The 24981-nt window shown below is 38.9% G+C and carries 20 protein-coding genes and 2 tRNA genes; 16 read left to right on the plus strand and 6 right to left on the minus strand.

The genetic code is table 11. The features are described 5' to 3' along the window. The first annotated feature begins 258 nt into the window (after positions 1-258). Together gyrA and HJC33_RS09020 are read left to right on the plus strand one after the other, a co-directional pair. A complete protein-coding gene (gene gyrA / locus HJC33_RS09015) occupies positions 259-2808 on the plus strand; it encodes a DNA gyrase subunit A (RefSeq protein WP_171658492.1) in 2550 nt (849 codons plus the stop codon). A gap of 31 nt (positions 2809-2839) precedes the next feature. Next, on the plus strand, positions 2840-4102 hold the full coding sequence (locus HJC33_RS09020) for a tetratricopeptide repeat protein (protein ID WP_171658493.1): 1263 nt from the start codon (positions 2840-2842) through the stop codon (positions 4100-4102). Between the two features lie 49 nt (positions 4103-4151). Here HJC33_RS09020 and HJC33_RS09025 read toward each other — a convergent pair whose 3' ends face one another. Further along, entirely contained in the window at positions 4152-4901 is a 750-nt protein-coding gene (locus HJC33_RS09025) for a C40 family peptidase (protein ID WP_171658494.1), read from the minus strand. A 20-nt stretch (positions 4902-4921) separates the two neighbouring features. Then, positions 4922-6097, minus strand: a complete 1176-nt coding sequence (locus HJC33_RS09030; RefSeq protein WP_171658495.1) for an acetyl-CoA C-acyltransferase — start codon at positions 6095-6097, stop codon at positions 4922-4924. A 112-nt stretch (positions 6098-6209) separates the two neighbouring features. Between HJC33_RS09030 and HJC33_RS09035 the strand changes: the two genes are divergently transcribed. The 3 genes from HJC33_RS09035 to HJC33_RS09045 all read left to right on the plus strand — a co-directional run bounded on the left by HJC33_RS09035 (position 6210) and on the right by HJC33_RS09045 (position 8540). Beyond that, entirely contained in the window at positions 6210-8246 is a 2037-nt protein-coding gene (locus HJC33_RS09035) for an HD family phosphohydrolase (RefSeq protein WP_171658496.1), read from the plus strand. Positions 8247-8358: 112 nt separating this feature from the next. Next, positions 8359-8442, plus strand: a tRNA-Ser gene (locus HJC33_RS09040). Between the two features lie 23 nt (positions 8443-8465). Further along, positions 8466-8540, plus strand: a tRNA-Pro gene (locus tag HJC33_RS09045). Between the two features lie 301 nt (positions 8541-8841). Here HJC33_RS09045 and HJC33_RS09050 read toward each other — a convergent pair. Both HJC33_RS09050 and HJC33_RS09055 read right to left on the minus strand, forming a co-directional pair. Further along, positions 8842-9195, minus strand: a complete 354-nt coding sequence (locus HJC33_RS09050; RefSeq protein WP_171658497.1) for a DUF1801 domain-containing protein — start codon at positions 9193-9195, stop codon at positions 8842-8844. Next, positions 9182-9595: a hypothetical protein gene (locus HJC33_RS09055; protein ID WP_171658498.1), complete on the minus strand. Its 414-nt coding sequence runs from the start codon at positions 9593-9595 to the stop codon at positions 9182-9184. Before HJC33_RS09055 ends, HJC33_RS09050 begins: the two co-directional genes overlap by 14 nt. Before the next feature lie 77 nt (positions 9596-9672). Between HJC33_RS09055 and HJC33_RS09060 the strand changes: the two genes are divergently transcribed. Then, the gene (locus HJC33_RS09060) at positions 9673-10698 is read left to right on the plus strand and encodes an AraC family transcriptional regulator (RefSeq protein WP_171658499.1); all 1026 of its coding nucleotides are present in this window, start codon (positions 9673-9675) and stop codon (positions 10696-10698) included. Here the strand turns inward: HJC33_RS09060 and HJC33_RS09065 are convergent. After that, on the minus strand, positions 10688-11419 hold the full coding sequence (locus HJC33_RS09065; RefSeq protein ID WP_171658500.1) for a LytR/AlgR family response regulator transcription factor: 732 nt from the start codon (positions 11417-11419) through the stop codon (positions 10688-10690). The genes HJC33_RS09060 and HJC33_RS09065 overlap by 11 nt on opposite strands. Continuing rightward, complete coding sequence (locus tag HJC33_RS09070) at positions 11419-12498, minus strand: sensor histidine kinase (RefSeq protein WP_171658501.1); 1080 nt, start codon at positions 12496-12498, stop codon at positions 11419-11421. Before HJC33_RS09070 ends, HJC33_RS09065 begins: the two co-directional genes overlap by 1 nt. A 267-nt stretch (positions 12499-12765) precedes the next feature. Between HJC33_RS09070 and HJC33_RS09075 the strand changes: the two genes are divergently transcribed. The 10 genes from HJC33_RS09075 to HJC33_RS09120 all read left to right on the plus strand — a co-directional run bounded on the left by HJC33_RS09075 (position 12766) and on the right by HJC33_RS09120 (position 24900). Beyond that, the gene (locus HJC33_RS09075; protein WP_171658502.1) at positions 12766-14175 is read left to right on the plus strand and encodes a S41 family peptidase; all 1410 of its coding nucleotides are present in this window, start codon (positions 12766-12768) and stop codon (positions 14173-14175) included. Between the two features lie 102 nt (positions 14176-14277). Further along, on the plus strand, positions 14278-15717 hold the full coding sequence (locus tag HJC33_RS09080) for an amidohydrolase family protein (protein WP_171658503.1): 1440 nt from the start codon (positions 14278-14280) through the stop codon (positions 15715-15717). A 10-nt stretch (positions 15718-15727) separates the two neighbouring features. Beyond that, positions 15728-17260, plus strand: a complete 1533-nt coding sequence (locus HJC33_RS09085) for a serine hydrolase domain-containing protein (RefSeq protein WP_171658504.1) — start codon at positions 15728-15730, stop codon at positions 17258-17260. 87 nt (positions 17261-17347) lie between these two features. Next, a complete protein-coding gene (locus HJC33_RS09090) occupies positions 17348-19192 on the plus strand; it encodes a serine hydrolase domain-containing protein (RefSeq protein ID WP_171658505.1) in 1845 nt (614 codons plus the stop codon). Positions 19193-19333: 141 nt separating this feature from the next. Next, positions 19334-19744, plus strand: coding sequence for a ClbS/DfsB family four-helix bundle protein (locus HJC33_RS09095; protein ID WP_272621391.1), 411 nt, complete (start codon positions 19334-19336; stop codon positions 19742-19744). Positions 19745-19898: 154 nt separating this feature from the next. Beyond that, the gene (locus HJC33_RS09100; RefSeq protein ID WP_171658506.1) at positions 19899-20363 is read left to right on the plus strand and encodes a YybH family protein; all 465 of its coding nucleotides are present in this window, start codon (positions 19899-19901) and stop codon (positions 20361-20363) included. Between the two features lie 139 nt (positions 20364-20502). Next, entirely contained in the window at positions 20503-21087 is a 585-nt protein-coding gene (locus HJC33_RS09105; protein ID WP_171658507.1) for a hypothetical protein, read from the plus strand. Between the two features lie 29 nt (positions 21088-21116). Further along, positions 21117-22313, plus strand: coding sequence for a serine hydrolase domain-containing protein (locus HJC33_RS09110; RefSeq protein ID WP_171658508.1), 1197 nt, complete (start codon positions 21117-21119; stop codon positions 22311-22313). Between the two features lie 11 nt (positions 22314-22324). Continuing rightward, entirely contained in the window at positions 22325-24058 is a 1734-nt protein-coding gene (locus HJC33_RS09115) for a serine hydrolase domain-containing protein (protein WP_171658509.1), read from the plus strand. A gap of 5 nt (positions 24059-24063) precedes the next feature. Next, positions 24064-24900 carry a LytTR family DNA-binding domain-containing protein gene (locus HJC33_RS09120; RefSeq protein ID WP_171658510.1) on the plus strand — a complete coding sequence of 279 codons (837 nt, stop codon included), beginning with the start codon at positions 24064-24066 and terminating at the stop codon, positions 24898-24900. Positions 24901-24981 lie beyond the last annotated feature (81 nt).

Raw genomic sequence — 24981 nt, forward strand, 5'->3', positions numbered from 1 at the left:
TACCTTTTTCAGCAATTAAAATTAATAAAACTATTGTTACAGTAGTCAAATACCGTACCCATATTCGATAAACTAGTGGTAAATGTCGAAATAAAGAGCACTTTTATCGGTGTTTGGCATGTATTTTATATCCTTATCTGAGTCATCCATTTACTGTTGATAATTTTTTTAATAAAGTAGCCGTCAATCGTTTTAAAAGGTACTATTTTCTGTATATTGCCATGATATTTTAACCACTAAAAACAATAAGATTTTAGTATGGCGGAAGGAGAAAAGTTAATTCCTATCAACATTGAGGATGAGATGAAATCTGCCTACATTGATTATTCAATGTCGGTCATTGTGTCACGTGCCCTGCCAGATGTTCGTGACGGTCTTAAACCTGTTCACAGAAGAGTGCTTTTTGGAATGCACGAGTTGGGTGTTAGATCTACCAGTTCACATAAAAAATCCGCACGTATTGTGGGGGAGGTTCTGGGAAAGTACCATCCACATGGAGATACATCGGTTTATGATACCATGGTGCGTATGGCCCAAGAATGGAGTTTGCGCTACATGCTCATAGATGGACAGGGAAACTTTGGGTCTGTTGATGGTGACAGTCCGGCAGCAATGCGTTACACAGAAGCGCGCATGCGAAAAATTGCCGATGAAATGTTGGCGGATATAGATAAGGATACTGTAGATCATCAATTAAATTTTGATGATTCGTTGCAAGAGCCCACAGTGCTTCCAACCCGTATTCCCAATTTATTGGTAAACGGTGCCTCTGGTATTGCCGTGGGTATGGCCACCAATATGCCCCCACACAATTTATCCGAAGTTGTAGACGGCACCATTGCCTATATCGACAACAATGAAATAGAAATTGATGAATTGATTACCCATATCAAAGCCCCCGATTTTCCAACGGGAGGTATCATTTATGGGTATGATGGAGTCAAGGATGCCTTCCATACGGGCCGAGGGCGTGTGGTAATGCGAGCCAAGGCAACTTTTGAGGAAGTACAGGGAAGGGAATGTATTATTGTTACTGAAATTCCATACCAGGTCAATAAGGCAGATATGATCAAAAAGACCGCGGACCTGGTCAATGATAAAAAAATTGAAGGTATTTCCACCATAAGGGATGAATCTGACCGTAAAGGGATGCGCATTGTATATATCCTTAAGCGTGATGCCATTCCTAATATCGTATTGAATATGCTGTACAAGTATACAGCACTTCAATCCTCTTTTAGTGTCAATAATATTGCACTGGTCAACGGAAGACCAAAATTATTGAACCTCAAAGAGATTATCCATCACTTTGTGGACCACAGGCATGATGTTGTGGTCCGTAGGACGAAGTTTGAGCTGAAAAAAGCAGAAGATAGAGCCCATATTCTTGAGGGACTCATTATAGCTTCCGACAATATCGATGAGGTTATCGCCATCATAAGAGGGTCTTCTAATGTTGAGGAGGCCAGAAACAATTTGATGGAGCGCTTTAAGCTTACAGAGATTCAAGCTAAGGCCATAGTGGAAATGCGCTTGCGTCAACTTACAGGTCTTGAGCAGGATAAGTTGCGTGAAGAATATGACGAGTTGTTGAAGACCATTGAAGACCTTAAAGACATTCTTGACAAAAAAGAGCGAAGAATGCAAATCATCAAAGACGAATTGATGGAGGTCAAGGAAAAATATGGGGATGAACGTAGGTCCGAAATCAACTTTGCAGGTGGTGACTTGAGCATTGAAGATATGATTCCAAATGAACAAGTTGTCATTACCATTTCCCATGCGGGCTATATCAAGAGAACACCTCTAACAGAATATAAAACCCAAAATAGAGGAGGAGTAGGACAAAAGGCATCTTCAACACGTAGTGAAGATTTCTTGGAACACTTGTTTGTTGGAACCAACCATCAATACATGTTGTTCTTTACCCAAAAAGGAAAATGTTTCTGGATGCGTGTTTACGAAATTCCTGAAGGAAGTAAAACATCCAAGGGTAGAGCCATTCAGAACCTGATCAATATTGAGAAGGATGATAAGGTGAAAGCATTTATCTGTACACAAGATCTCAAAGATGAAGATTATGTGAACAGTCACTGTGTTATCATGGCCACTAAAAAGGGAACGGTCAAGAAGACTTCGTTGGAGCAATATTCCAGACCCCGTCAAAATGGGATCAATGCCATTACCATAAAAGATGGTGATGAATTGCTTGAAGCAAAGCTTACCACAGGGACTAGCCAAATTTTCCTAGGTTTGAAATCTGGGAAGGCCATTCGGTTTGAAGAAGGTAAGACAAGACCGATGGGAAGAAATGCCGCTGGTGTTAGAGGTATTACTCTAGCTAGCGACCAAGATGAGGTAATTGGTATGGTTTCCGTTCATAATTTTGAAGATGATATCTTGGTCGTTTCGGAAAATGGATATGGTAAACGCTCAAACATTGATGACTATAGGGTTACCAATAGAGGAGGAAAAGGTGTGAAGACCATTTCCATTACCGATAAAACTGGTGGTCTTGTAGCTATCAAAAATGTTTCGGATACAGATGATTTAATGATCATCAATAAATCTGGAATTGCAATTCGTATGAGTGTTGAGGATTTGAGAGTTATGGGTAGGGCCACACAAGGAGTACGACTCATCAATCTTAAGGATACTGATTCCATAGCAGCGGTAGCCAAAGTGATGAAAGATGATGCCGATGTAGATGAAGCCGATATCCTTGATATTGAGGTTAATGGAGAAGATGGCACAGCTCTTGATAAAGACAGTGGGGATAAAACCGAAAATAACGATAACAAAGAATAATCAATAAACACTAATATAATTTACATTTAAAATGAAAACAAAAGTTTTAATACTACTTGCATTTGGGATTTCAACAATGGGGTTTTCGCAAAAAAATGAAATCAAAGCTGCAGAAAAAGCCTTTAAAAGTGGGGATGCCGCAAGCGCAAAAACCTCACTTGAAAGTGCTGCTTCACTAATTGATGGAGCCGATGCCAGACTGCAGGCACAATATTATGCAGTAAAAGGAAATGTATACTATGATTTAGCCAAAAAAGGAGATGAAAGTGCATTTCAAACAGCGATTGATGCTTATAATAAAGTTGTTTCTGTAGAAGAAGCAAGTGGAAAAGTAAAATACACCACTGTTGCTAAGCAGAGCCTAACACAAATGACTGCAGATTTGGTTAATTCTGCAGTTGAGGACAACAACAATAAGGAGTTTGATAAAGCTGCTGATAAATTGTACATGAGCTACAAATTGAGCCCAAATGATACAATTTATTTGTACTATGCTGCAAGTAGCGCGGTTAACGGTCAAAATTATGAAAAGGCTCTAAAACACTATAATGAACTTAAGGATCTTGGATACGATGGTGGTCAAGTAACCTATACCGCAGTCAATGTTGAAACGGGTGAAGTTGAGACTATGGACAAAACCACTAGGGATCTTTATGTTAAGGCAACTACACACAAGGATCCAAAAGAAGAAAGAACACCATCAAAGTTGCCGGAAATTGTTAAGAACATTGCTTTGATTTATCAGCAATTAGGGGATAATGATAAGGCTTTGGCAGCCTACACTGACGCAAGGTCTGTAGATCCGGATGATGTGAACCTAGTTTTGGGCGAGGCTAATCTATATTACGCAATGGGGGACAAAGAGAAATTCAAGACTTTGATGGCCCAAGCTTCTGATATGGCTCCAGACAATGCTGATTTGTTGTATAACATTGGTGTAATTAACATGGAACAGGGTAACTTGGAGGATGCAAGGGCAGCATACAAAAAGGCGTTGGCGATTGACCCTGGATATATCAATGCTTTGTTGAATCTTTCAACTACTTATGTTGATGAAGGAAATGGTCTTATTGATGAAATGAACAGTCTTGGAAGTTCTAGAGCTGATATTGCCCGTTATGATGAATTGAAAGAGAAGAAAGACAATTTTTTCCTTGAAGGTGCTAAAATTTTAGAAGATGCCCTTAAATCCAATCCTGATAACCAAAGTGTATTGACACAATTGAAAAACATTTATGGTGCTTTAGGAGATACAGAAAACTTTATGAAAATAAAGAAGCTGTTGGGAGAGTAAGAAATAAGGTTTATCCAAATATAAAAGCCCCGATATCATCGGGGCTTTTTTATACAATCTTTTTAATGACCCTCAACTTGTGTGAATATAACTTTTCTTCGGTATTAAAGATTCCTGTGTGGTCTAGCCTATCAATACGGACATGTCCGTGTGCATGAATGATATAATTGTCCTTTAAAATGATGCCAACATGATCAATAACACCTTCGTTATTGTCAAAAAAAGCTAAATCACCTGGCTCACTTTCTTCAATAAAACTGAGAGCTTCACCTTGACCCGATTGACCTTCAGCGTCTCTTTTTAAATTATATCCATTGATTTTATAGACCATTTGGGTAAAACCAGAACAGTCAACACCAAAAGGCGATTTTCCACCCCACTGAAAAGGAGCTTTCAAATATAGGAGGGCAATATCCACCAAATTCTCTTTCGGATGGACTCCTTCAATAGTACTTTCTTCAAAAGTGTGGCCTAAAATGGTTGCCGAGGAGACTACAGAACCTATTAGAATAGGAAGTAACATGCCATCTTGTGTACAGACATGGGAAATAATATCAGACGAATATTTTGGTGCTGAATAATCTAACAAGTTGTATTCTTCCTCAGTAATTAAGATAATTTGGCCGTTATTGACCCAGCCCTCATAGCCATCATGGGTTACCCGAATGCGGCTCCATTTTTTTCTTCGCTCCAATACTTTGAAAAAGTCGCCATATAAAATTTGCGAAACCATTTCGGTATGGTTGTCCGGATGTGTTCTTATGGGAACAATGCTCAAAGGGCAGATTCCATATTGCATCTATTGGCAGAATTGTTTGACTAATTTCTTTCAAGAACGATTGCAGAAGCTCCACCGCCACCATTACAAATAGCTGCGGCACCTAGCTTGGCATCATTTTGCAGCAATACGCTAAGCAAGGTTATGGTAATTCTGGCTCCAGAGCACCCTAAAGGATGACCTAGTGAAACAGCCCCTCCGTTTACATTAACGTTTGAATCGGTCAATCCCAACAACTTCATATTGGCGAGTCCAACTACTGAAAAAGCCTCGTTAAATTCAAAATAATCAATATCATTTATAGAAACACCAGCTCTATCCAACGCTTTGGGCAAAGCTTTTGCGGGAGCTGTGGTAAACCATTCTGGTTCCTGTGCGGCATCAGCATAGCTTTTGATGGTGGCCAGAGGGGTTAGGTTTAATTCTTTTGCCTTTTCTTCACTCATCAATACAACAGCAGCCGCTCCATCGTTAATAGTGGAAGCGTTCGCAGCTGTTACCGTACCTTCTTTGGTAAAAGCAGGTCGTAATGCAGGAATCTTTTCCATTTTCACATTCTTGTATTCTTCATCCTCATCAACAAGAATTGGTTCACCTCTCCTCTGTGGCACTTCAACAGGAACCACTTCATCCTTAAATTTTCCAGCTTTCCAAGCAGCAGCAGACCTCTCGTAGGATTGAATTGCAAATGCATCTTGATCCTCTCGGCTAAATTCATGTTTTATAGCACAAGCATCGGCACAAACGCCCATGGCATTTTGGTCATAAGCATCAACCAGTCCATCTTTTTGCATACCATCCAATAAAGTAGCTGGCCCAAACTTGTGGCCATTTCTCATATACGCATAGTGTGGAATAAGACTCATATTTTCCATACCACCGGCAACAACAATGGAGTTTTCTCCCAAGGTGATGGACTGAGCTCCTTGCATGATGGCTTTCATCCCAGAAGCACAAACTTTATTTACCGTTGTACAGGGTACTGTATCTGGAATCCCAGCATAAATTGCTGCTTGTCTTGCGGGGGCTTGTCCTGCCCCTGCCTGTACTACATGACCCATGAGCACTTCCTCTACCATTTCAGGTTTCAAACCTATTTTTTCCAATGCTCCTTTTATGGCTATTGAGCCTAATTTTGGGGCTGGTATACTGGATAAGCCACCCATAAAACTTCCAATGGGGGTCCTTGCGGTCGATACAATGACAACTTTGTTCATACATGCATTTTTACTGTTGCGAAAATACTAAATTTAAATGCAAAGGAAGCTCTAGGCCTAAAGACCCACGTCTTATTTATATTTTCTATTTTTGATTTCAACAGTAGACAGAATGGGAAAAACTTTGGACAACGTATATAAGTATCAATCACTTGCCTACAAGTATTTTCTTTATTTGGTCTCGGTGGCTCTTATTGTATTCTTTTTTCCGAAGGGAGGCAAGTTCAAATATGAGTTTCAGAAAGGAAAGCCATGGCAGTATGAGAATTTGTATGCTCCCATTGATTTTTCCATAAAAAAAACCGAGGAGGAAATAGCGGAGGAGCAGCAGGTGCTCCGGCAAAATGGTACGTCTTACTACACTTTTGATGCTGCTATAGTTGCCCTAGTGCAAAACCAACTCTCTGAAAAACTGAAAGTTTTAAGTGAGGCCAATGGTTTGTCCACTTCTCAACAACAGCAATTATTGAATGTTGGAACCAGTGTATTGGATAGCATATACCTTCTTGGAGTGATGGCTGATTCTCCTAGGTCTGATCGGATAGTTTTGGTGAAAAATAATGAAGCTATTCCAGTAGCTCCAAATAATTTTTTGGATTTAACGAGGGCCAAGGAGCGGGTCATATCAATTATAGCAGACAAAAGTTTGGTTCAAAAAGAACGTCTCAAAAGCATTGTTCAAGACGCACTTAGGACGAATGTATTTTATGACGAAACTTTGACGGAAAGAGCTTTGGAAGATGAACTTTCCAAAATTTCATTTACCCGTGGGGAAGTTTCTGAAGGTCGATTGATCATCACTAAAGGGGAGGTGGTTGAAGCGGAAAACTTCAAGATGCTGAATTCGCTTAAGGAGGAATACGAATCAGAACTCTGGAGAGGAAACAACTACTATTACATCATTTTGGGATACACCATTTTGGTGGCTTTAGTACTCATTATGCTGTTTTTGTTCCTAAAAAGATATCGGAATGAAATTTTCAACAACAATAATAAGGTAACTTTTATCTTTTTCAACATTTTGTTGATGGTATTGGCCACTACGCTAATGGTGAAAAATAATGAGAGTTATGTCTACGTCGTACCACTTTGTATACTTCCATTGGTGCTGAAAAACTTTTTTGATGCGAGATTGGGGCTATTTGTACATGTTTTGACCATACTTATTTTGGGGTTTGTTGTGCCCAATAGCTTTGAATATATCTTTTTACAGACCATAGCGGGGATTGTTACCATACTTACAGCATCAGAATTGTATAAAAGAGCCAACCTATTTATATCTGTTGGGCAAATAACATTGATTTATATTGTTGGATATTTTGCTTTTCACGCCATCCATGAAGGCAATCTCGAAAACATAGAGTGGATATTGTTTGGAGTATTTGTACTGAATGGACTATTGACCTTGTTCGCACAACCGCTCATCTATATTTATGAAAAAATGTTTGGATTGATTTCTGATGTTTCCCTGTTGGAGCTGTCAGACACCAATTCCAAATTGCTCAAAGAACTTTCCGATAAAGCTCCGGGCACATTTCATCATTCGCTCCAAGTAGCTAATTTGGCAGAAGCTGCAGCCAATGAAATTGGCGCAAATGCCATGTTGGTGAGGGTAGGGGCGTTGTACCATGATATAGGTAAAATGGAAAGACCTACATATTTCACTGAAAATCAAATAACAAATGTAAACCCACATGATGACCTTCCGCCTAGAGAAAGTGCAAAAATTATTGTGGATCATGTTATTAAAGGCATTGAAAAGGCAAGAAAAAATAATATTCCTGATAGGGTAATAGATTTTATCCGCACTCATCACGGCACAACAATGGTCTATTATTTCTACAAAAAGCAACAAGAAATAGAATCAGATTTGGAGGAAAAAGATTTTCGATATCCTGGGCCAATTCCATTTTCCAGAGAGACTGCTATTTTAATGATGTCCGATGCTGTTGAGGCGGCTTCAAAAAGCCTCAAAAATCCAACTTTTTCAATTATTGATGAGTTTGTTGAAAAAATTGTGAAGGGTCAAATGCAGGCCAATCAATTTTTGAATGCCAACATTACTCTTAAGGAAATAGAGATGGTTAAAAAAGTACTAAAACATAAGCTTACCAATATTTATCATTTAAGGGTAGAATACCCTGAATAGTGTAGGATAGGAAATACTCTTTAAAAAAATAGAAAAAATAGTTGCGATCTTAGAGATGAAAAGGTACATTTGCATCCGCATTTTTGAAGTGCACGTTCATAACAGAATATTAGGAGAGGTGCCGGAGTGGTAACGGAGCAGATTGCTAATCTGTCGGCGGGTAACTGTCGCCTGGGTTCGAGTCCCAGTCTCTCCGCTTTTTTCCAACAACATACACTTCGGGGTGTAGCGTAGCCCGGTTATCGCGCCTGCTTTGGGAGCAGGAGGTCGCAGGTTCGAATCCTGCCACCCCGACTTAACTATTTTAAGTAATTAAAAAAACACTGTTAATCGTATGATTTTCAGTGTTTTTTGTTTTTGGACATTTTCCTTGATTCCAAAAAAAGCCTATCATAGCGAAATATTTGATGGTTCAATTTTAGCGTTTTCAGTGGTTCCCACAGGCTGTTCTATCCAGTTATTCCATGATAAAATAAAAGTCATCCCAATTTTCCCAGAGCTCTTAAGGGCCCGGAAAAATCAGGATAACTTTTCTTCTTTTAGTGGATGAGGACTCAGTACAAAAATGAACTTTAGAATTAAGTTCAACCATGTTTTACATCCCTGAATCCAACGATTCCTTGACCAATTCCGTAAGGGCAACGGCATTTATTTCTGAAGCATTGGTTACTTTGTACGTTCTGGCCTTTGCCCCATTACCATTTAGAATACTGTGGTTGTCATTTAAGGAAGCTCCTTCCATGAACAAAAGGGTGATGTGTGCTTTTGCCACTCTAAACCCGCAAATGTTCTTTTTGTTGAAAAAAGCGATACTGCTCCATTTGATATCTTCTTTTACCCTTTCATCGGCAGAAAGGACGATATCCCGTATGGCCAAAATCAGTCCTTTCTGAAAATCCGTCAATCCATTGACATACGTTTCAATTTCCTTGTTCTTAATTGGTCGCATTTCTTTTGTAGTTATAGATTAATAAAAGTAGTATTCCCATAAGGCCTCCTATTGCCAGATGGGCCATGGTGTTCCACAGGAAAATTAGATTGAAATCGACTTGCCAAATACTTCGTACAACAAATCCGGTCGGTAGGAACATTATGGCGGCCAAGAGTACACCGTACCGTAAAGCGCTGCCTGTGGAATAGTTGCCGTTGCCCTTAATGTAACTGGGAAATAAGTATACAAATCCAATCGCAAAAATGAGATGGTTCAATAACAATCCAACATAGTTGGTCTCGCTCCTTCTAAAAGGTAGAAAATTGGCTTCATCCGTAAGCATGTACCAAATTGTTGTGAGTACGTTGCTTACAATAAACAGGGTCAGGGTTGCTAAGATGGTTTTCTTTGTGTTCATGTTCACTATTTTAAATACGATGTGAAATTAATGGGCTTACTATTTTTTAAATTGACATTTTGCGCCAAATTTGTGGTATGTACTTCTCCTCCACCATTATTTCAGATTTTATGGCATTCGCCGCTATACAGGGTGCGGACATTGATGCATTGCGGAAAACTTTCCCTATCGATACGGGCCAGAAGCATGTTTCCTACGACACCGTTGTGGCCATGCTCAATTACCTGGGGCAAGAATTGGACGATAATTACATAGGCCTGCACGTTGGCGAGCAAATGTCATTAAAGGTTACCGCCTATGTAGATAGCATTATGCAGCATAGCAAGACCTTGGAGGACGCATTTGACAATGCCGTGTACTATTCCCGATTGATCAGTGATGCCTTGGAGTGTAACCTGGTTAAAAACGAGGGGAGCTATGTTGTAGTTTTTGAGGAAAACCCCAATTGGCAGGTGTATCCCGTATGGGCCAAAAGACAGATTTTGGACCTGACCCTGTTATGTTGTTTAAAGTCGTTGGTTGCCTATACGGGCAAGACCTATTTTCCCTCCAAGGTCAATTTTCATACTACAAGGCCCAAAAGTATGAATGAATATTATAGACTGTTTAACTGTAGTTTAAAATTCAACCAACCAAAGACGGAAATATGTTTTGAAAGGCAAATTTTTGATAGGTATTCCAAGCAGATCGAATTTGGATTGTTGGAGAGTTTAAAGGAAAAGGTAAATGAGGAAATCCAAAATCTGAAAACTGAAAACGAGGTTGTTTATCAGCTCAAGAAAGCCATATTGAATGGTAAGCCCGATCGTATTTCCCTATGGCATGCCTCAAGTGCAATGGGCATGTCAAAAAGGACATTGCAAAGAAAATTGAAGGATTTGAACACCAATTTTAAGGAAGTGGAACATGAACTTCAATTAAAGCTGTCAAAAACGTATCTCCATGAACAACGTAAATCCATTGATGAGATCAGTTTTTTACTCGGCTTTTCCGAAAGCAGTGCTTTCATACGGTTTTTTAAGACCCATACAAAAATGACGCCCACGGCCTATGTGAACAAGCGGGTTTTAGAAAATCCATCGGTTAGCAACGCTAGGGGTTGATTTTATTGTAGAATCCGGTTCTATAGGTATTGCTGATGGAGAGCTTTGCATCTCCAACAAGGACATGGTTGTCCTCAATGGATTTTATCCTACTAAGTTGTACAATATGCGATTTATGTATACGTACAAACTTATCTTCCGGCAATTGGTCCAATACCTCGCTCATTTTTCCGAGAGCCATTACTTTTTTATGTGCCAATTGGTAAACAATATAATTCCCGGAACCTGCTATATACTGTATGTCATCAATATCTACCCGTTCTATTTTGATCCCGTTCTTAACAAAAATATAGGCTTTGTTCTCACTGGGCGGCACGGTTGCATCCATACTTTGTTCCAATCTGTCCAAGGACGAAGTATTGACTTTCGCCCATATTTTATTGATGGATCTCATAAACCTGTCAAATTCGATGGGTTTCAATAAGTAGTCATCAACGTCCAGTTGGTAACTCTCCACGGCATATTCCGAATAGGCCGTGGTAAGAATAATGAATGGTTTTTCCACAAGGGATTTTACAAATTGTATCCCTGATAAATTGGGCATGTTAATGTCCAAAAAGACCAAGTGGACTTTATTTGAATTAAGATACGTCAAGGCTTTAACGGAATCCCGAAAGGTTCCGGACAAATGCAGGCCCGGAACTTTTTCAACGTATTCCCTAAGGATGGCTATGGCCCGTGGCTCGTCGTCTATAATGATACAGTTCAGTGTCATAGGCATCAAATTACGATTAATTCAAGACGTATCCGATATATATCCCCTTGGTCCGAAATTTTTAAGGTATGTTTTTCGGGATATAAAAGGGCCAATCGCCTTTTTACATTGATCAGCCCCACACCTGAATGTTCATGTATGGTCTGTACATCGAATTTCGAGTTTTCCACTTCAAAAAACAGTTGGTTTTCAGATGTTTCAAGGGCAATATGGATAAAGCTCTGTTGATTGATGTCCAATCCGTGTTTAAAGGCATTTTCAATAAAAGGGATGAATAATATGGGGGCCACTTTGATGTTCAAATCCGCATTTTTCCAATCAAACTGCAAATCCAAAGGGTCGTTTTCAGAAAGGCGTAATTTTTGAAGTTGGATAAAACTTTCCAGGTATTGTATTTCCTTGTCCAGGGTAACCCGTTCCACATTACTGTCATAGATCATATACCGCATCATATGCGCTAATTTGGCGATACCGCTCGCTACCGTCTTGTCCTCTATTTTTCTGGCTTCGCCATACAGATTGTTCAAGGTGTTGAACAAAAAATGTGGATTGATCTGGGCTTTAAGAAAATCAAGCTCTGTCTTTAGTTTTTCTTGTGTGATACGTCGTTTTAATTTTTCGTTCCTATACCAATCCTTTGCCAAGCGGTACCCAATAGACAACAACAAGAAAAGTAGGTGGATAAGGGCGGTATATCCGATTAGGGCCTCTCCTTTTCTAAGGCCATAGGGTAATCCGTTATTGAGGATATAAAAGTTGATGAGCAGTGATAGTCCCAGGGTAAGCGCAAAAAGGAAAAACATTTTTACAATACTTGGGGACTTTATGGGGGATCGGAAAAACTTGGGCAGCAGCATGAAGGCATTGCCATAGAACATAATCGATTTAAGGAAAAGGTCTATGAAAATAGCTATGAGAAAAACAGTGTTGGATTCTACCGATTGTTCAATAGCACCGTCAGCAGATTTTACTATTCGAACCTTTACCCCAAAATTGGAGTAGGTGATATAAAGTAACACCGCCCACAGGCAAAGATGTACAATGGGTTCAAATAAGGATAGGTGTTTATTGGACCTGAAATTCATAATCACTCAAGGTAACTTTGTTTAGGTTAAAAGCTCGTTATTATTAAGATACCGATAATTCGAACAATATCGTAACAATTGTGTTCTGACTTTATTCGTATTTGACAAGATGGCCCATTTCTTATGTGAATTCCCCAATATATTGTTTAAAAACAGCATAGACCATTTCCTGTGGTTTTCAAACAAGGAAACCAAAGCTTTGCATGATTCTTTTTTAACGGGACTTCATTTCAGTGTTATTTGAGATGAATTTAAAACTGACGTAAAATGAGATATAAAATAAAAGTTCTGGCCCTATTATTTATTGCCCTTATGCTGACAAAGCTTGAGGCGCAAGAGTTAACCAGAAATGAAATAAGGTCGATCACCCAGGACATTATTCAAACCATAGATGAGAATTATATTATTCCCGGTTTGAAAGAAAAGATCGTAAAAACCATTCAATCCAATCTGGAAAGCGGCAAATACGATAACATTACCTTAAAAAGTGAATTTGAGGAAAAGATGACCAAAGATTTAAAGGCCATTAGCAACGATGGTCATTTGTATCTGGTCACCAATGAAGAAACCGCTGCTTCCAAAAAGAATCCAAGGCGACAAATGATGCGTAGCATGCCAGACCCGAGTGCTTTTAAGGATTTACTTACCTATAAAATGCTCGATGACAATATTGCCTATTTAGATGTGCCGATGTTTGGCCCGTTGGAATATTTAAAAGAAGATTTGAATGCCTATTTAGAACTTTCAAAGTCTGCCGATGCACTTATTATTGATGTTCGTAAATGTCCTGGTGGTTCAGGAGAGACAACAGCTTATTTAGCTGGTGGATTTGTTGCGGAGCCCACACTCTTAACTACCTATCATAGTAAAGATGGTGCTATGGAATCGCATTCCGCAAAGACGGATTATGGTGCAATTAATCAGAATAAGCATGTTTATGTGCTTACCAGCGAAAGAACGGGTTCTGCTGCCGAAGGTTTTGCGTTTTACCTGCAGCAATTGGGCAGGGTCACGGTCGTGGGTATGCAAAGTGCCGGTGCAGGCAGAAGCAATCAATTTTTTCCTATTGGTAAGGATTTTAGCCTATCGGTTTCAATCAGAACGTCTATTACGCCGAATGGTAAACAGTTTCAAGGGGTTGGAGTAACCCCAAATATTGTGACTCCGACAAAAAATGCATTGAATCAAGCTAGGATTGAAGCACTTTTAAGATTGAGAGAAAAAAATCCTACCCAAAAAAAGGAGTATGACCAATTGATTTCAGAAGTGGGACAACCTAAGATGAAGTTGCCTCCTTCGGAAATAAAGGAAATAGAAAAAGTGGTCATGGGATACATTGAAAACTTCTTTGAGAATAAAACGGATGAAATGTTCGGCTATTTGCACCCCCAATTGGCCAAGCGGGGCATCTCCAAAAAGCGTGGTGAAGACCAGCTCTTCTTTCAGAATATGACCAATGAAGAATTAAAGAGCATGTTGGGCAAGAAAAAACCGCTATCTACGGACAAACAGCAAAATGTTGTCGAAATTCTGGACACATTTTATAACACGGCCAGTGTAAGATTAAAAACAGGATATCCAGACAAAATGGAATGGATAGAATATATCCATTTGTGTAAGCTGGACAATGAGTGGAAAATAGTGAATATAATATGGGACTATTTTCCAAGGAAGTAATCAACTTCTGAGCAGCAGTCATTGTGCTTTCCAATTACGATCCGCCTACGGCATCAGATGTGGCAAATCGACTCATTGAAACTTTAAAAAAACAGTATTGATATGGTAAAGAAAATCCTACGAATAATAAAAAAAGTCTTGGTCTATTTAGGAATGCTATTGAGCCTTGTTCTAATTGTTCTTTTAGTATCGATTCCTGTTTCCAAGAAGGATGGAAAAATTCCTTACCAAGTTGGAACACATAAGGACACATACACTATTAAAAATGTCAACATTATCGATGTTGAATTAGGGATGGGGGATTATATACTTCCCAATAGGGCCATTGTCGTTGAAAATGGACTTATAAAGAATATTGTTCCTGATTCAGTGATTTTGAGCTTGGAACATGAAACAATTGATGGCAAAGGGAAGTATGTTGTTCCTGGACTGGTAGATATGCATACCCATGTATTCGACCGTTCCGATTTAGCTATGTATTTAGGGTATGGCGTTACTAACGTCAGAAACATGATGGGCTTTCCCATGCATTTGCGATGGAGGGAACAAATTAAGAATGGTGAATATCCCGGTGCTACATTGTTTACGGCTTCGCCTACCCTAAATAGCGGAAATAACACAAGTCCATTTCATAAGAATATCAAAGGGACAAAAGAGGCAGCCGAAGCGGTAAAAAAGTACAAAATGGAAGGCTATGATTTTATCAAAATATACGACGGTTTGAACAAAGAGGAGTTTTCGGCTATTGTGGATGAAGCTGAAAGAAATAATCTTTATGTAGCAGGACATCCACCGCACGAAGTTGATTTCGATATTATTCTGGGTGCCGGGCTTAATTCACTTGAACATGTTGAAGAATTGATCCAAGGACCAATGGCCTACGAACTCGATACTGTTTTGGGACGGAAAATAGTTCGAAAGATAAAAGCGCATAACTCAAGGGTGACCGTAACATTATCTCCATTTCATGCCATATACAAGGCAACCGTTGATGGCACACCCTTTTTGGATAGTATCCCCAAGGAGAAAATAAATCCATTTGTCCGTTTTATTGGGCATAGGCAACTTTCACAATGGGTGGGAACCAATGAAGGAGCTTATAAATGGAATACTGAAAAATATCATTGTATGGAAGCCTTGGTGGGAATATTGAATGAAGAAGGAGTGGAACTATTGTTAGGAACTGATACTGGGCCTAGCCTCACCATTCCGGGAATAACCTTGCATGATGAAATCGCTTTGCTTCATAAAAATGGAATTGCTCCAATTGATATTTTGAGGTCGGGAACAATAAATGCCTCCAAGGCTCTGGGATTGAATAATGAGATAGGCTCTATAGCAATAGGAAAAAAAGCGGATCTATTGTTATTGGAAGAAAATCCATTGGATGCCCTATCGACCTTGAAGGAGCCAGTGAGTATTGTTAAGGATGGTGTTTTTTACACTAAAGACGATGTAAAACAGCTTAGGGGGCTCGGTGTCGATAAGTCCAATACCTATATGACCATTGGTAGGTTTTTAGATCATATTATCAAGAAATAAGACAAAAGAGATGAATTCAAATAAAAAAGAAAAAACCATATTGTTGAAAAAAACAGGTTTTATGACAATGTTATTGATAGTATTCTCATTGTCGCTTCATTACGGTCAAGAAGGGTTAAAGTGGCCCAATACGCCAGCCTCCGAGGTGTTTCAGGACTTTATTAAAGCCTACAATTCTGGAAAGGAAAAAAAAGTAGAAAATTTTGTAAAAAAACACTACCAAAAAACCGATACCGAATATGTGTATAATAAGGTTGATACGTGGATGGATTATTTCTATCGTTTTGGCGAAGTAGCACCCCATTCCATATCCATCAACCAACCCAATGATTTGGAAGTTTGGCTGCAGGGCAAAACATCAGAAGCCTGGTTTGCCGTTGAGTTTGTGCTGGACAAAGAGCGTCATAAAATAAAAGGTACCGCCGTATTGCAAGGAGCTTTACCTGATGGGCTCAATTTAGGAAGTACGGATGATGACGCATTGCTAAAGAAGTTTAAAACCTATCTAAAGGCAAATGAAGAAAAGAACCTTTTTCAGGGTACGGTGCTTTTACAAAAAGGAAATGAAGTGTTGATTGACGAGGGCTATGGCTATAAAAATATTGACCAAAAGATAAAAAATACCAAAAACACTCGTATCGACTTTATGTCCATAACCAAGATGTTCACTGCGGTGGCGTGTTTGCAATTGGTACAACAGGGCGTATTGGATCTAAATGCCACAATTGACAAGTATCTGCCCGAACTTCCTGAACATATTGCTTCGCAAATCACCATTGAAACACTATTGAACCATACCTCTGGATATGAATTAGATGGTATTGAGGGATTTAGGGAAGCACAGGACAAGGCGACTTCCATACAGGAAATGTATGCATTACAGCTGAAATATTTACCAAAATGGGAACACTATCAAAGTTTTACACCCACAGGAAAATATGATTACACCAATGATTCCTTTGATTTGGCTGCGGTCATTATTGAGAAGGTGACCAATATGAGGTTCGAAGATTATTTGAAGAAATACATTTTTGATATTGCCAAAATGACATATACATCGTTCGAAAGAGGTGGTGTGGCAAAGTCATATCGTTACTATTTGTCTGACAAAGGATTAAAAGAAGTGTCCCAATTTTACCCATCGGGATGGATTTCTGCAGCAGGGGGACTTGTGGGTACGACAGAAGATTTAAGATTGTTTTTCAACACGCTTATAAAAACGAACAAACTTTTGGATTATACCCATCGAAATATTCTGTTTACTCCTACAGTATATGAATCTACAGCCTCTAATGTTTTTATGAATAATGATTTTATCTCTATAGATAGTAGTGAGCTTAAAGCAAAAAATAGCTATGGATTAGGGACTATTATTTCATATGATGCACAATTGAATATTGGACATGCAGGAGTTAGAAATGGTAGTTGCAGTGAATTAAGGTATTTTCCGGAATCTGATTATCTACTTATAGTACTCGCCAATAATAGAAATGGTGCTAAAAATGCTTACAACTTCTTTAAAAATAGTTTGCCTAGAGAATAACCCTCCAAATAAGACCTATGAAGAGTACATAGAATATTTGGGATGTGGTGCAAAGACGGTCAAATCACAACTTGATAGAAAAGAAAAATGTCAAATAAAATCGTCAATATAATTTTTATACTGTTGCTCATGGGTAGCAATAATAGAGTCTTTGGACAGGATTTTGATCAATTGGAAGAATCCGTAGCTGTCATAATCAATAAGTATAATGTACCTGGTGCCAGTTACGCTATAGTACTTAACGATTCTACGACGTATTCTTCTGGTGTAGGCAAAGTGTCCAATGAGATTGATAAACCTGTAAATGCAGATACCAGATTTAGGGTGGGTTCGATAGCTAAAAGCTTCATTGCTTTAGGGTTGCTGAAACTACAGGAGGAAAAAAAGCTAAATCTGGATGCTAATCTGGTCGATGTGATTCCAGAAATAAAAATAGATAATCCATGGGCCAAAGAGGCACCTATAACGATTCGGCACCTACTAGAACATACGGCCGGATTGAATGATATGGAGTTCAGCGAGATTTTTACGGATGAACCCGAACTTTCTGTCATAAAGGCTATAGCGTTAACTCCGTCAGCATTAAAAGTAGAGCACAAACCTGGATTGTATTTCTCCTATTCAAATCCGGGATATTTGCTGGCAGGATATATATTGGAGAAATACACGGAAGAGGATTATGACATCTTTTTGAAAAAGGAACTACTGGATTCCCTAAATATGTTCAATTCAACATTTAAAGAAAAAAGCCTTCCGAAAGGCGAACAACCAATTGGGCATGTATTTCAGGGTAATAGGCCAGTTGCCAGTAAAAACAAGCAACAAATAAATAAATGGGCTGGCAGTTTAGTAACTACATCTTCGGATATGGCCCATTTCCTCAGTTATTTAATCAAAAAGGACTCATCCAGTATTTTGAACGGGACATCATTGATTGAAATGGAAACGTCCAAAACATCTTTGGCGGCGAGGCACAACATAGTAACAGGATATGGACTGGGCAACATGAAAAACACATATGATGGCCACCTTGTCCAAGGAAACCGGGGAGGTGGGTATAATCTACATGCAAGATATTTTTATATAAATTCCATTAAAAGAGGGTATTTTTTTGCACTAAATGCCTCCCATGGTGCCTGTGGTAGGGAGATTGATAGGTTGTTGTTTAAGTTTATAACCAATAATACGAAGAAATCATTTCTAGAGGAGGTAAATCCGAGTAAGATAGAAGTAGAACCTCTATTGGGCTTTTATAAATTGAAAACAAATAGAATAAGTCTTTTTAAGGGAGTAGATGATTTGATTTCGGGCATGGAATTGAGTTTTGAGGACAATAGATTTCTGGCCAAAGAAGTTGGAGGTAAATCCAAAGAATTATATTTGGGTAATGAAAACAAGTACTTTTACAAAGGAAGTGCCACCTCTCATATATTGATTAAGGACATTGGTGGTGAAACGGTGTTTGTGGACACTAACAGTGGTGGACAGTATTACGTTAAGGGCAGTAAGGCATGGTTCTGGACAAAACGATTATGCGTTATGTTTGGTCTGGTTATATCGATTATTTCACTTGTTCTTTTTCCGATGAAATGGCTTATTGGCAAGCTTAGGGGAAAGGGTTTTAACATCAAGAAGTTCGATTTTGTGCATCTTATACTCCCGTTGATATTGGTGTGCATCATGTTTATACCGACGACTGTAAACCTTCAGGATAGTGATAAACTTGGAAGTTTGAACTTCAGGACCCTCACCTTTTTTTGCTTGACATTATGTTATCCACTCCTTTCATTATATGGTTGGTTTTTGGGAAAATCAATATATAACGACTCAAGTAGGGCAAAAAAAGCTTTAATCGTTTTCACGACCTTATCAAGTTGTATGATTACTCTTTTCATGATAACCAATGGCTATGTGGGTGTTAGGCTTTGGTAAATGTTTAATAGAGCAATGTCCTAAAGAATGAAATAAACGATTTGTTTTTTGACGATGGCAGTACCCAATAACAAAGAAGAACTGATTTTTTCAATTAAGGATTCATATGGAAAATTGAAATAGGATTTAAAATCCGTTCCTATGGAATGGATTTTAAAAAAGGAGTTGGAAGGGCACGCAAAGGGAGCTTTTATGAGCGTTTCCAATTTAGTGGCTTATTTGATTGGTTGGGGAGAACTTGTTTTAAAATGGAATCTAAAAAAAGAGAAGGGACATGATGTCGATTTTCCCGAAACGGGTTTTAAGTGGAATGAACTGGGAAAATTGGCCCAGAAATTTTACTCAGACTATGATCATCTAACCTATGATGAACTATTGCAAAGGTTGGATGCAACAGTAGTGCAAATATTGGATGTAATCGATATTTCTGACAATAGTGAACTATACGAAAAACCATGGTACGGAAAATGGACCATGGGCAAAATGATTCAATTGAATACAGTTTCCCCGTATAAAAATGCTAGAAACAGGATAAGGAAATGGGCAAGATAAATTGTTGACCAAATCTGACAGGTATCTCAAATGATATCACCGAAATCATTCGCATAAGAAATAGAGCGTTTCACATCATAATCCCCATAAGATAAATTACGCTTTTTTGTGCCGAATACATTGCCTCTATTTTTAGGAATAAAAACATATTCCCATGAAAAAAACACTATTCTATTTTGTCTTACTTGTTGTGTCCGCTATGAATTCCATTTTCGCCCAGGATGACAAAACCCAGATTGAAGCGGTAATTGCCAATTTTCAAAAAGGAATCGAGGCCAAGGACCTTGAAGGGTTTTTATCACTTTTTGTAGAGGGTCAAAAAGTCTCCTGGGTAGGCAATGGTTCTTACGGTATTCAATTTGGCTCGCCTTCCAGTTTTATCAATATGCTCAAAATGACTGATAAAACTTATAGGGAAGACTTCCACAACATCGCCATTTGGAATGATGAATACATAGCTGTGGTCACTTTTGATTATGGTTTTTTTGGGAATGACAAACTTTCGAATTGGGGAAAGGAATCTTGGATGCTCATTAAGCAAAACGGGCAATGGAAAATCACTTCGGTCAACTATTCCATGATACTGGCACATCAAGAAGAGTATCCATTTAAGAAATAGATTTCCAATACCAAGTACATTAAATCGTAATAAGGTCTATGTACATTTCACATGTAAAAACATATCGCCTCACTTCATTTTAATACAATTTCACCTTTTCAGGCTTTAATTGTTTGTTGTTTTGGCAAAAACATCAATCATGAAGAGAACAATCAAGTTTTTGCTATTTTGCCTGTTGTGCAGCACATGGGCAAGGTCACAGGGATGGTTTGAAAGCCACCCCCTGTCAATAAGTATGGGGAAAGAAAGTACCTCCATTCCTTTTTATAACACATTTACAGGACCATATCAACCAGCAATAGCCGCTAGCGTTGAGTTTAGTCACAGTGAGGGGAGTCATGGAAAACTCTTTCAAACAATAAATTTGGGCTGGTTTACTTCAAAGTTCAGTCATCAGGGGGCACATTTGTCCACTTTTTTTGGTTATCGGTACCGATTGGGATTTGGACTTTTTATGGATGCAGCGATTGAACTGGGGATTCAACAAAGCTTTCACAAAAGGGCCATCTTTGAACGTAATGAAACAGGGTTTGCCCAAGTTCGGGACAAGGGAACTTTGTTCGGACTTGCCGGTGGAAATGTATCTGTGGGCTATAACATTGGCTCTAGTGAACACCAATTGGATCTTTTTGTTGCGTATAGGCAAACTGTATTACTTCCTTATCCCGATATCGATGTGCTTCCGCAAGAATTCGTCAGTATAGGAACACGATTCACTTTATAATTAAATCTTCATTCAAAAAACAGATTATCATGAAATTACGAACAGTCAACATTTTAATATTCCTGATTTTATTGGGTTCAATAGCTTGCGAACCAGAATATCAATTTATGTCCATAGATGATACCGAAGGCTGTGATCAGGTCTCAACTACCGATGCATCACATCCAAAAGCAATAACGTTACAAGAAACCTTGGACGAGTATACGGCTAAGGGAATACCCGGGCTTTCTGTCTTTGTGCAAACCGCAGATGGCCAAGTATGGACTGGTGCATCAGGGTATTCCCGAATTGAGGATAACCTTCCTATGACACCCTGTAATAAAATATATACGGCAAGTATCGGAAAAACATTTTGTGCAGTTTCAGTACTTCTATTGGCGCAAGATGGACTGGTGGATTTGGATGATGCCATATCACAACATATTCCAGAGGAAATACTGCAGGGATTTACGCATACAGATATCATTACGGTACGTCAGTTGTTGAACCATACTTCTGGACTGACCAATCTAGATTGGAATACAAAATTCATTTCGGATGTTTTCAATGACCCTTTTGAAATCACCACGGATGACTTGTTGGAATATGAGAGAGGAGAGGGCAGTCTATTTGAACCAGGTACGGATTTTAACTATTCTTCCACAGGATATGAATTGTTGGCAGCCTTGGTGGAAGCAAAAACAGGAAACCATGCCGCTTTCTATACCGAACGCATATTTAAACCCTTGGGACTTACGGAAACTTATTATAAAAATGAAGCTTCATACCCAACACCAACAAGTTTGGTCAATGGCTATTGGGATCGTTTTGATACGGAACAATTGGAGAATATCTCAGATGTCAATAACCATCTTACCTCCATCTTTACAGGCTCTGACGGATTGATTACCACACCACAAGACCTATACACTTTTTTAAAGGCTATTGGCAACGAAGGTTTTCTTTCGGAAAGTATTAAAACGGAAATGCTGGATTTTGTAACTACTGGTGGTAGTACCTACATAGGTTATGGGCTTGGACTTTGGCAAATAAAGACAGATTATGGTATAGCTTATGGCCACGACGGTGATGCTATCGGGGCTGGGGCCGATATGTGGTATTTCCCTGAAAAGGATACATATATCATTGTAGCGACAAACCTTGGCACTGTATTGTCGGACACTAAATTATCCATTTTGTACAATGATGATTTTCTTGATGCCATCCTTAAAGTAGTTATGGAATAAAACACAAACACATGAAATTATATATTAGAATCGCCTTATTTATGCTATGTACTGGCATTTGGGCACAGAGTGAAAACAAAGAACTTGCCAATTTCCAAAAATCATTTTCCGATTTCGTTTCAAAGAAAATGAAAAAACACCATGTGGTCGGGGCCAACGTAGCAGTTGTTATTGATAATAAAGTGGTCGTGGATGAAGCCTTTGGTTTTTCGGATGTAAAAAGTGGGTCGAAAACAACTCTTGATACGAAATATCCTATAGGGTCGGTGTCCAAGGTAGTTGCATCCACGGCGGTTTTAAAACTCTATTCCGATGGACGTATCGATATCGATAGGCCATACACCGATTATGTGCCCGATTTTGAAATGAAGAAACACTTTTCAGGCCCCATCGATTTTACGGTACGCCATATATTGTCTCATTACGCTGGACTGCCCCGTTTACGGGCCAAAGGATTTTTAAAGAAGAAGCCCTTGCCTTTGGACAGCCTTTTATCGAATAGCCGCAATGAATATCTCATAGCACCTGCGGGCAAGGTCTATCAGTATTCGGATTGGGGCGTGGATCTATTGGCCCTATTGGTGCAACGAGTGACAAAAATGCCTTATGGGGAGTTTGTGGTTTCCAATGTGTTTGACCCCTTGGGAATGAAACATTCGGGCTTTGGTCCGGTAGCCACAAAGGGGTACATAAATGGAAAGGAAACTCCAACCTACGAATACAGTTGGCCAGGGTCCGATGGGGTATATTCCACGGCTTCCGATTTGGGCAAATTGTGCCAAGTGTATTTTGACAAAAAAGGAAGTGATCACGATTATTTTCTCAAACCTGAAGTTGTAAAGGAAGCCCTTTCCCTTCAATTTGTGGATGCTCCCATGGCCTATAATACCCAAATTGGCCTAATGTGGGAGATACAACAGTTCAAAGGATTTAAAAGAGTTAAAAAAGCTGGAATCCATGAACCATTCTACACTTATATATTTTATATTCCAGAGTATGGAGCCTCGGTAATCGTTTGCAGTAATTCCAATGCTTCCAGCCGACTGCACTGGGAGGTTTGGTCCAAGGCATTTGATTTTTTATCCAAAAAGTATGGTTTAAAAGGGAGTTTGCCTTCAATAAAGAGGAAGTCCGGAAAAGTGATCTTGACTTCCAATCAAATGAAAGAATTGGGCGGTACTTATGGCACTGATCTAGGAATCTTGAACTTGGAACCTGCTGGCAAAAAATTCAATGTAACGCTTGGTATTGATGAGCAAAGAGGAATTGCTACGCCCTATGCCGATAATTTGCTTAAATTATCGGTAAAGATGATGGGCATCAAGATTCATGCAATGGACATGTTTTGGGATAAGATTGGGGATGAACTTATTGTAGGGGAACAATACGAAAGCGGAAGGCGAAATATAGGTGGGTCAAAAATAAGCAATGCCCCAATTCCCGAGTCATGGAAACAGGCGGTTGGCACCTTTAAGGTGGTCAATTATGATGATGTTGATTATCAAACGATTGACAGGGCCAAGTTGTTCATCAATCAATATGGGATATTGGAATTAAGGGTACATCTTTTATATCCAGCTGAAACCGAATTTCAATTGGGACTCGCCCCCGTTTCCAAAACGTTGGCCATTATACCAGGCTACAACTTTGATTTTTTTGGTGGGGAAACCATTGAATTGATTAAAGGAAAGAATGATTATGAATTGAAATTATCGGGTTATAAACTGCAAAGAATACAGGAATAGCAGCAATGGGGTTGTCATTTTTAAGATATAAAAAAAGTGATGGGTTAGGCGCGCAAGAACTACTTTTTAAGTGGCCTTATATCGGGTTGATTACCATTTCCATTACCACCCTCAATTTTTTGATTACCTATAATCTTCGGCATGCAACCATCTATTATCTGTATTTCTATAGCATTGATTTGGTGACCACCTATTTGATCACTGAATTCTACGCCTTTGGTATCCATGTGTTGAACAAAAGGGCCCCCTTGAACGGTGATTTTGTAAAAAGAGTTACCTATCAGTTCACGGTACATACCTTAAGTGTGGTTATTTTTAGCATTCTGATCAATGAACTTTTGGATAACATTTTTTTTAAAGGAGAACGACTTTCGCTTTCCTTTGATTTTTATACCCAGGATACGGTAGTGGCACTGGTATTCATATTACTTTTTCATTGTCTGTATTTCGGTCTGTATTTGCTGTCGGCCAAAAAATCCCCTTTAGAAGAAAAACCTCGGAAAATCAAAGTGATTCAAGGCATGGCCCATAAGCTGATTGACCTGAACGATGTTATTTGTATCTATACGGCCTTGGGGAACACCTATGTAGTGGATGGCAATTACAATAGGTTTGTATCCGAAAAAAACTTGGGAGCGTTCGAAGAACTGGTTTCCCATCGCTTTTTTAGGGCCAATCGGCAGTTTTTGCTCACCATGGCCATTATAGACTCCTATAAAAGTGTAGAAAACGGTAAAGTGGAAATTTATTTAAATGCAAATAAGATCCCTGATTTTTCTGAAAGCATCTATGTAAGCCGGAGCAAGGCTTCTTCTTTTAGGGCATGGTTAAAGAAGGGATGATGTAGGAAAAATAGATAAGCCTTCAAAAAGCTATTGACATTATTGCTTGAAAAATTAAAACTATTTATACCTTAGCTGAAA

The sequence above is a fragment of the Flagellimonas amphidinii genome (assembly GCF_013090115.1).
GTDB classification, from domain to species: Bacteria; Bacteroidota; Bacteroidia; order Flavobacteriales; family Flavobacteriaceae; genus Flagellimonas; species Flagellimonas amphidinii.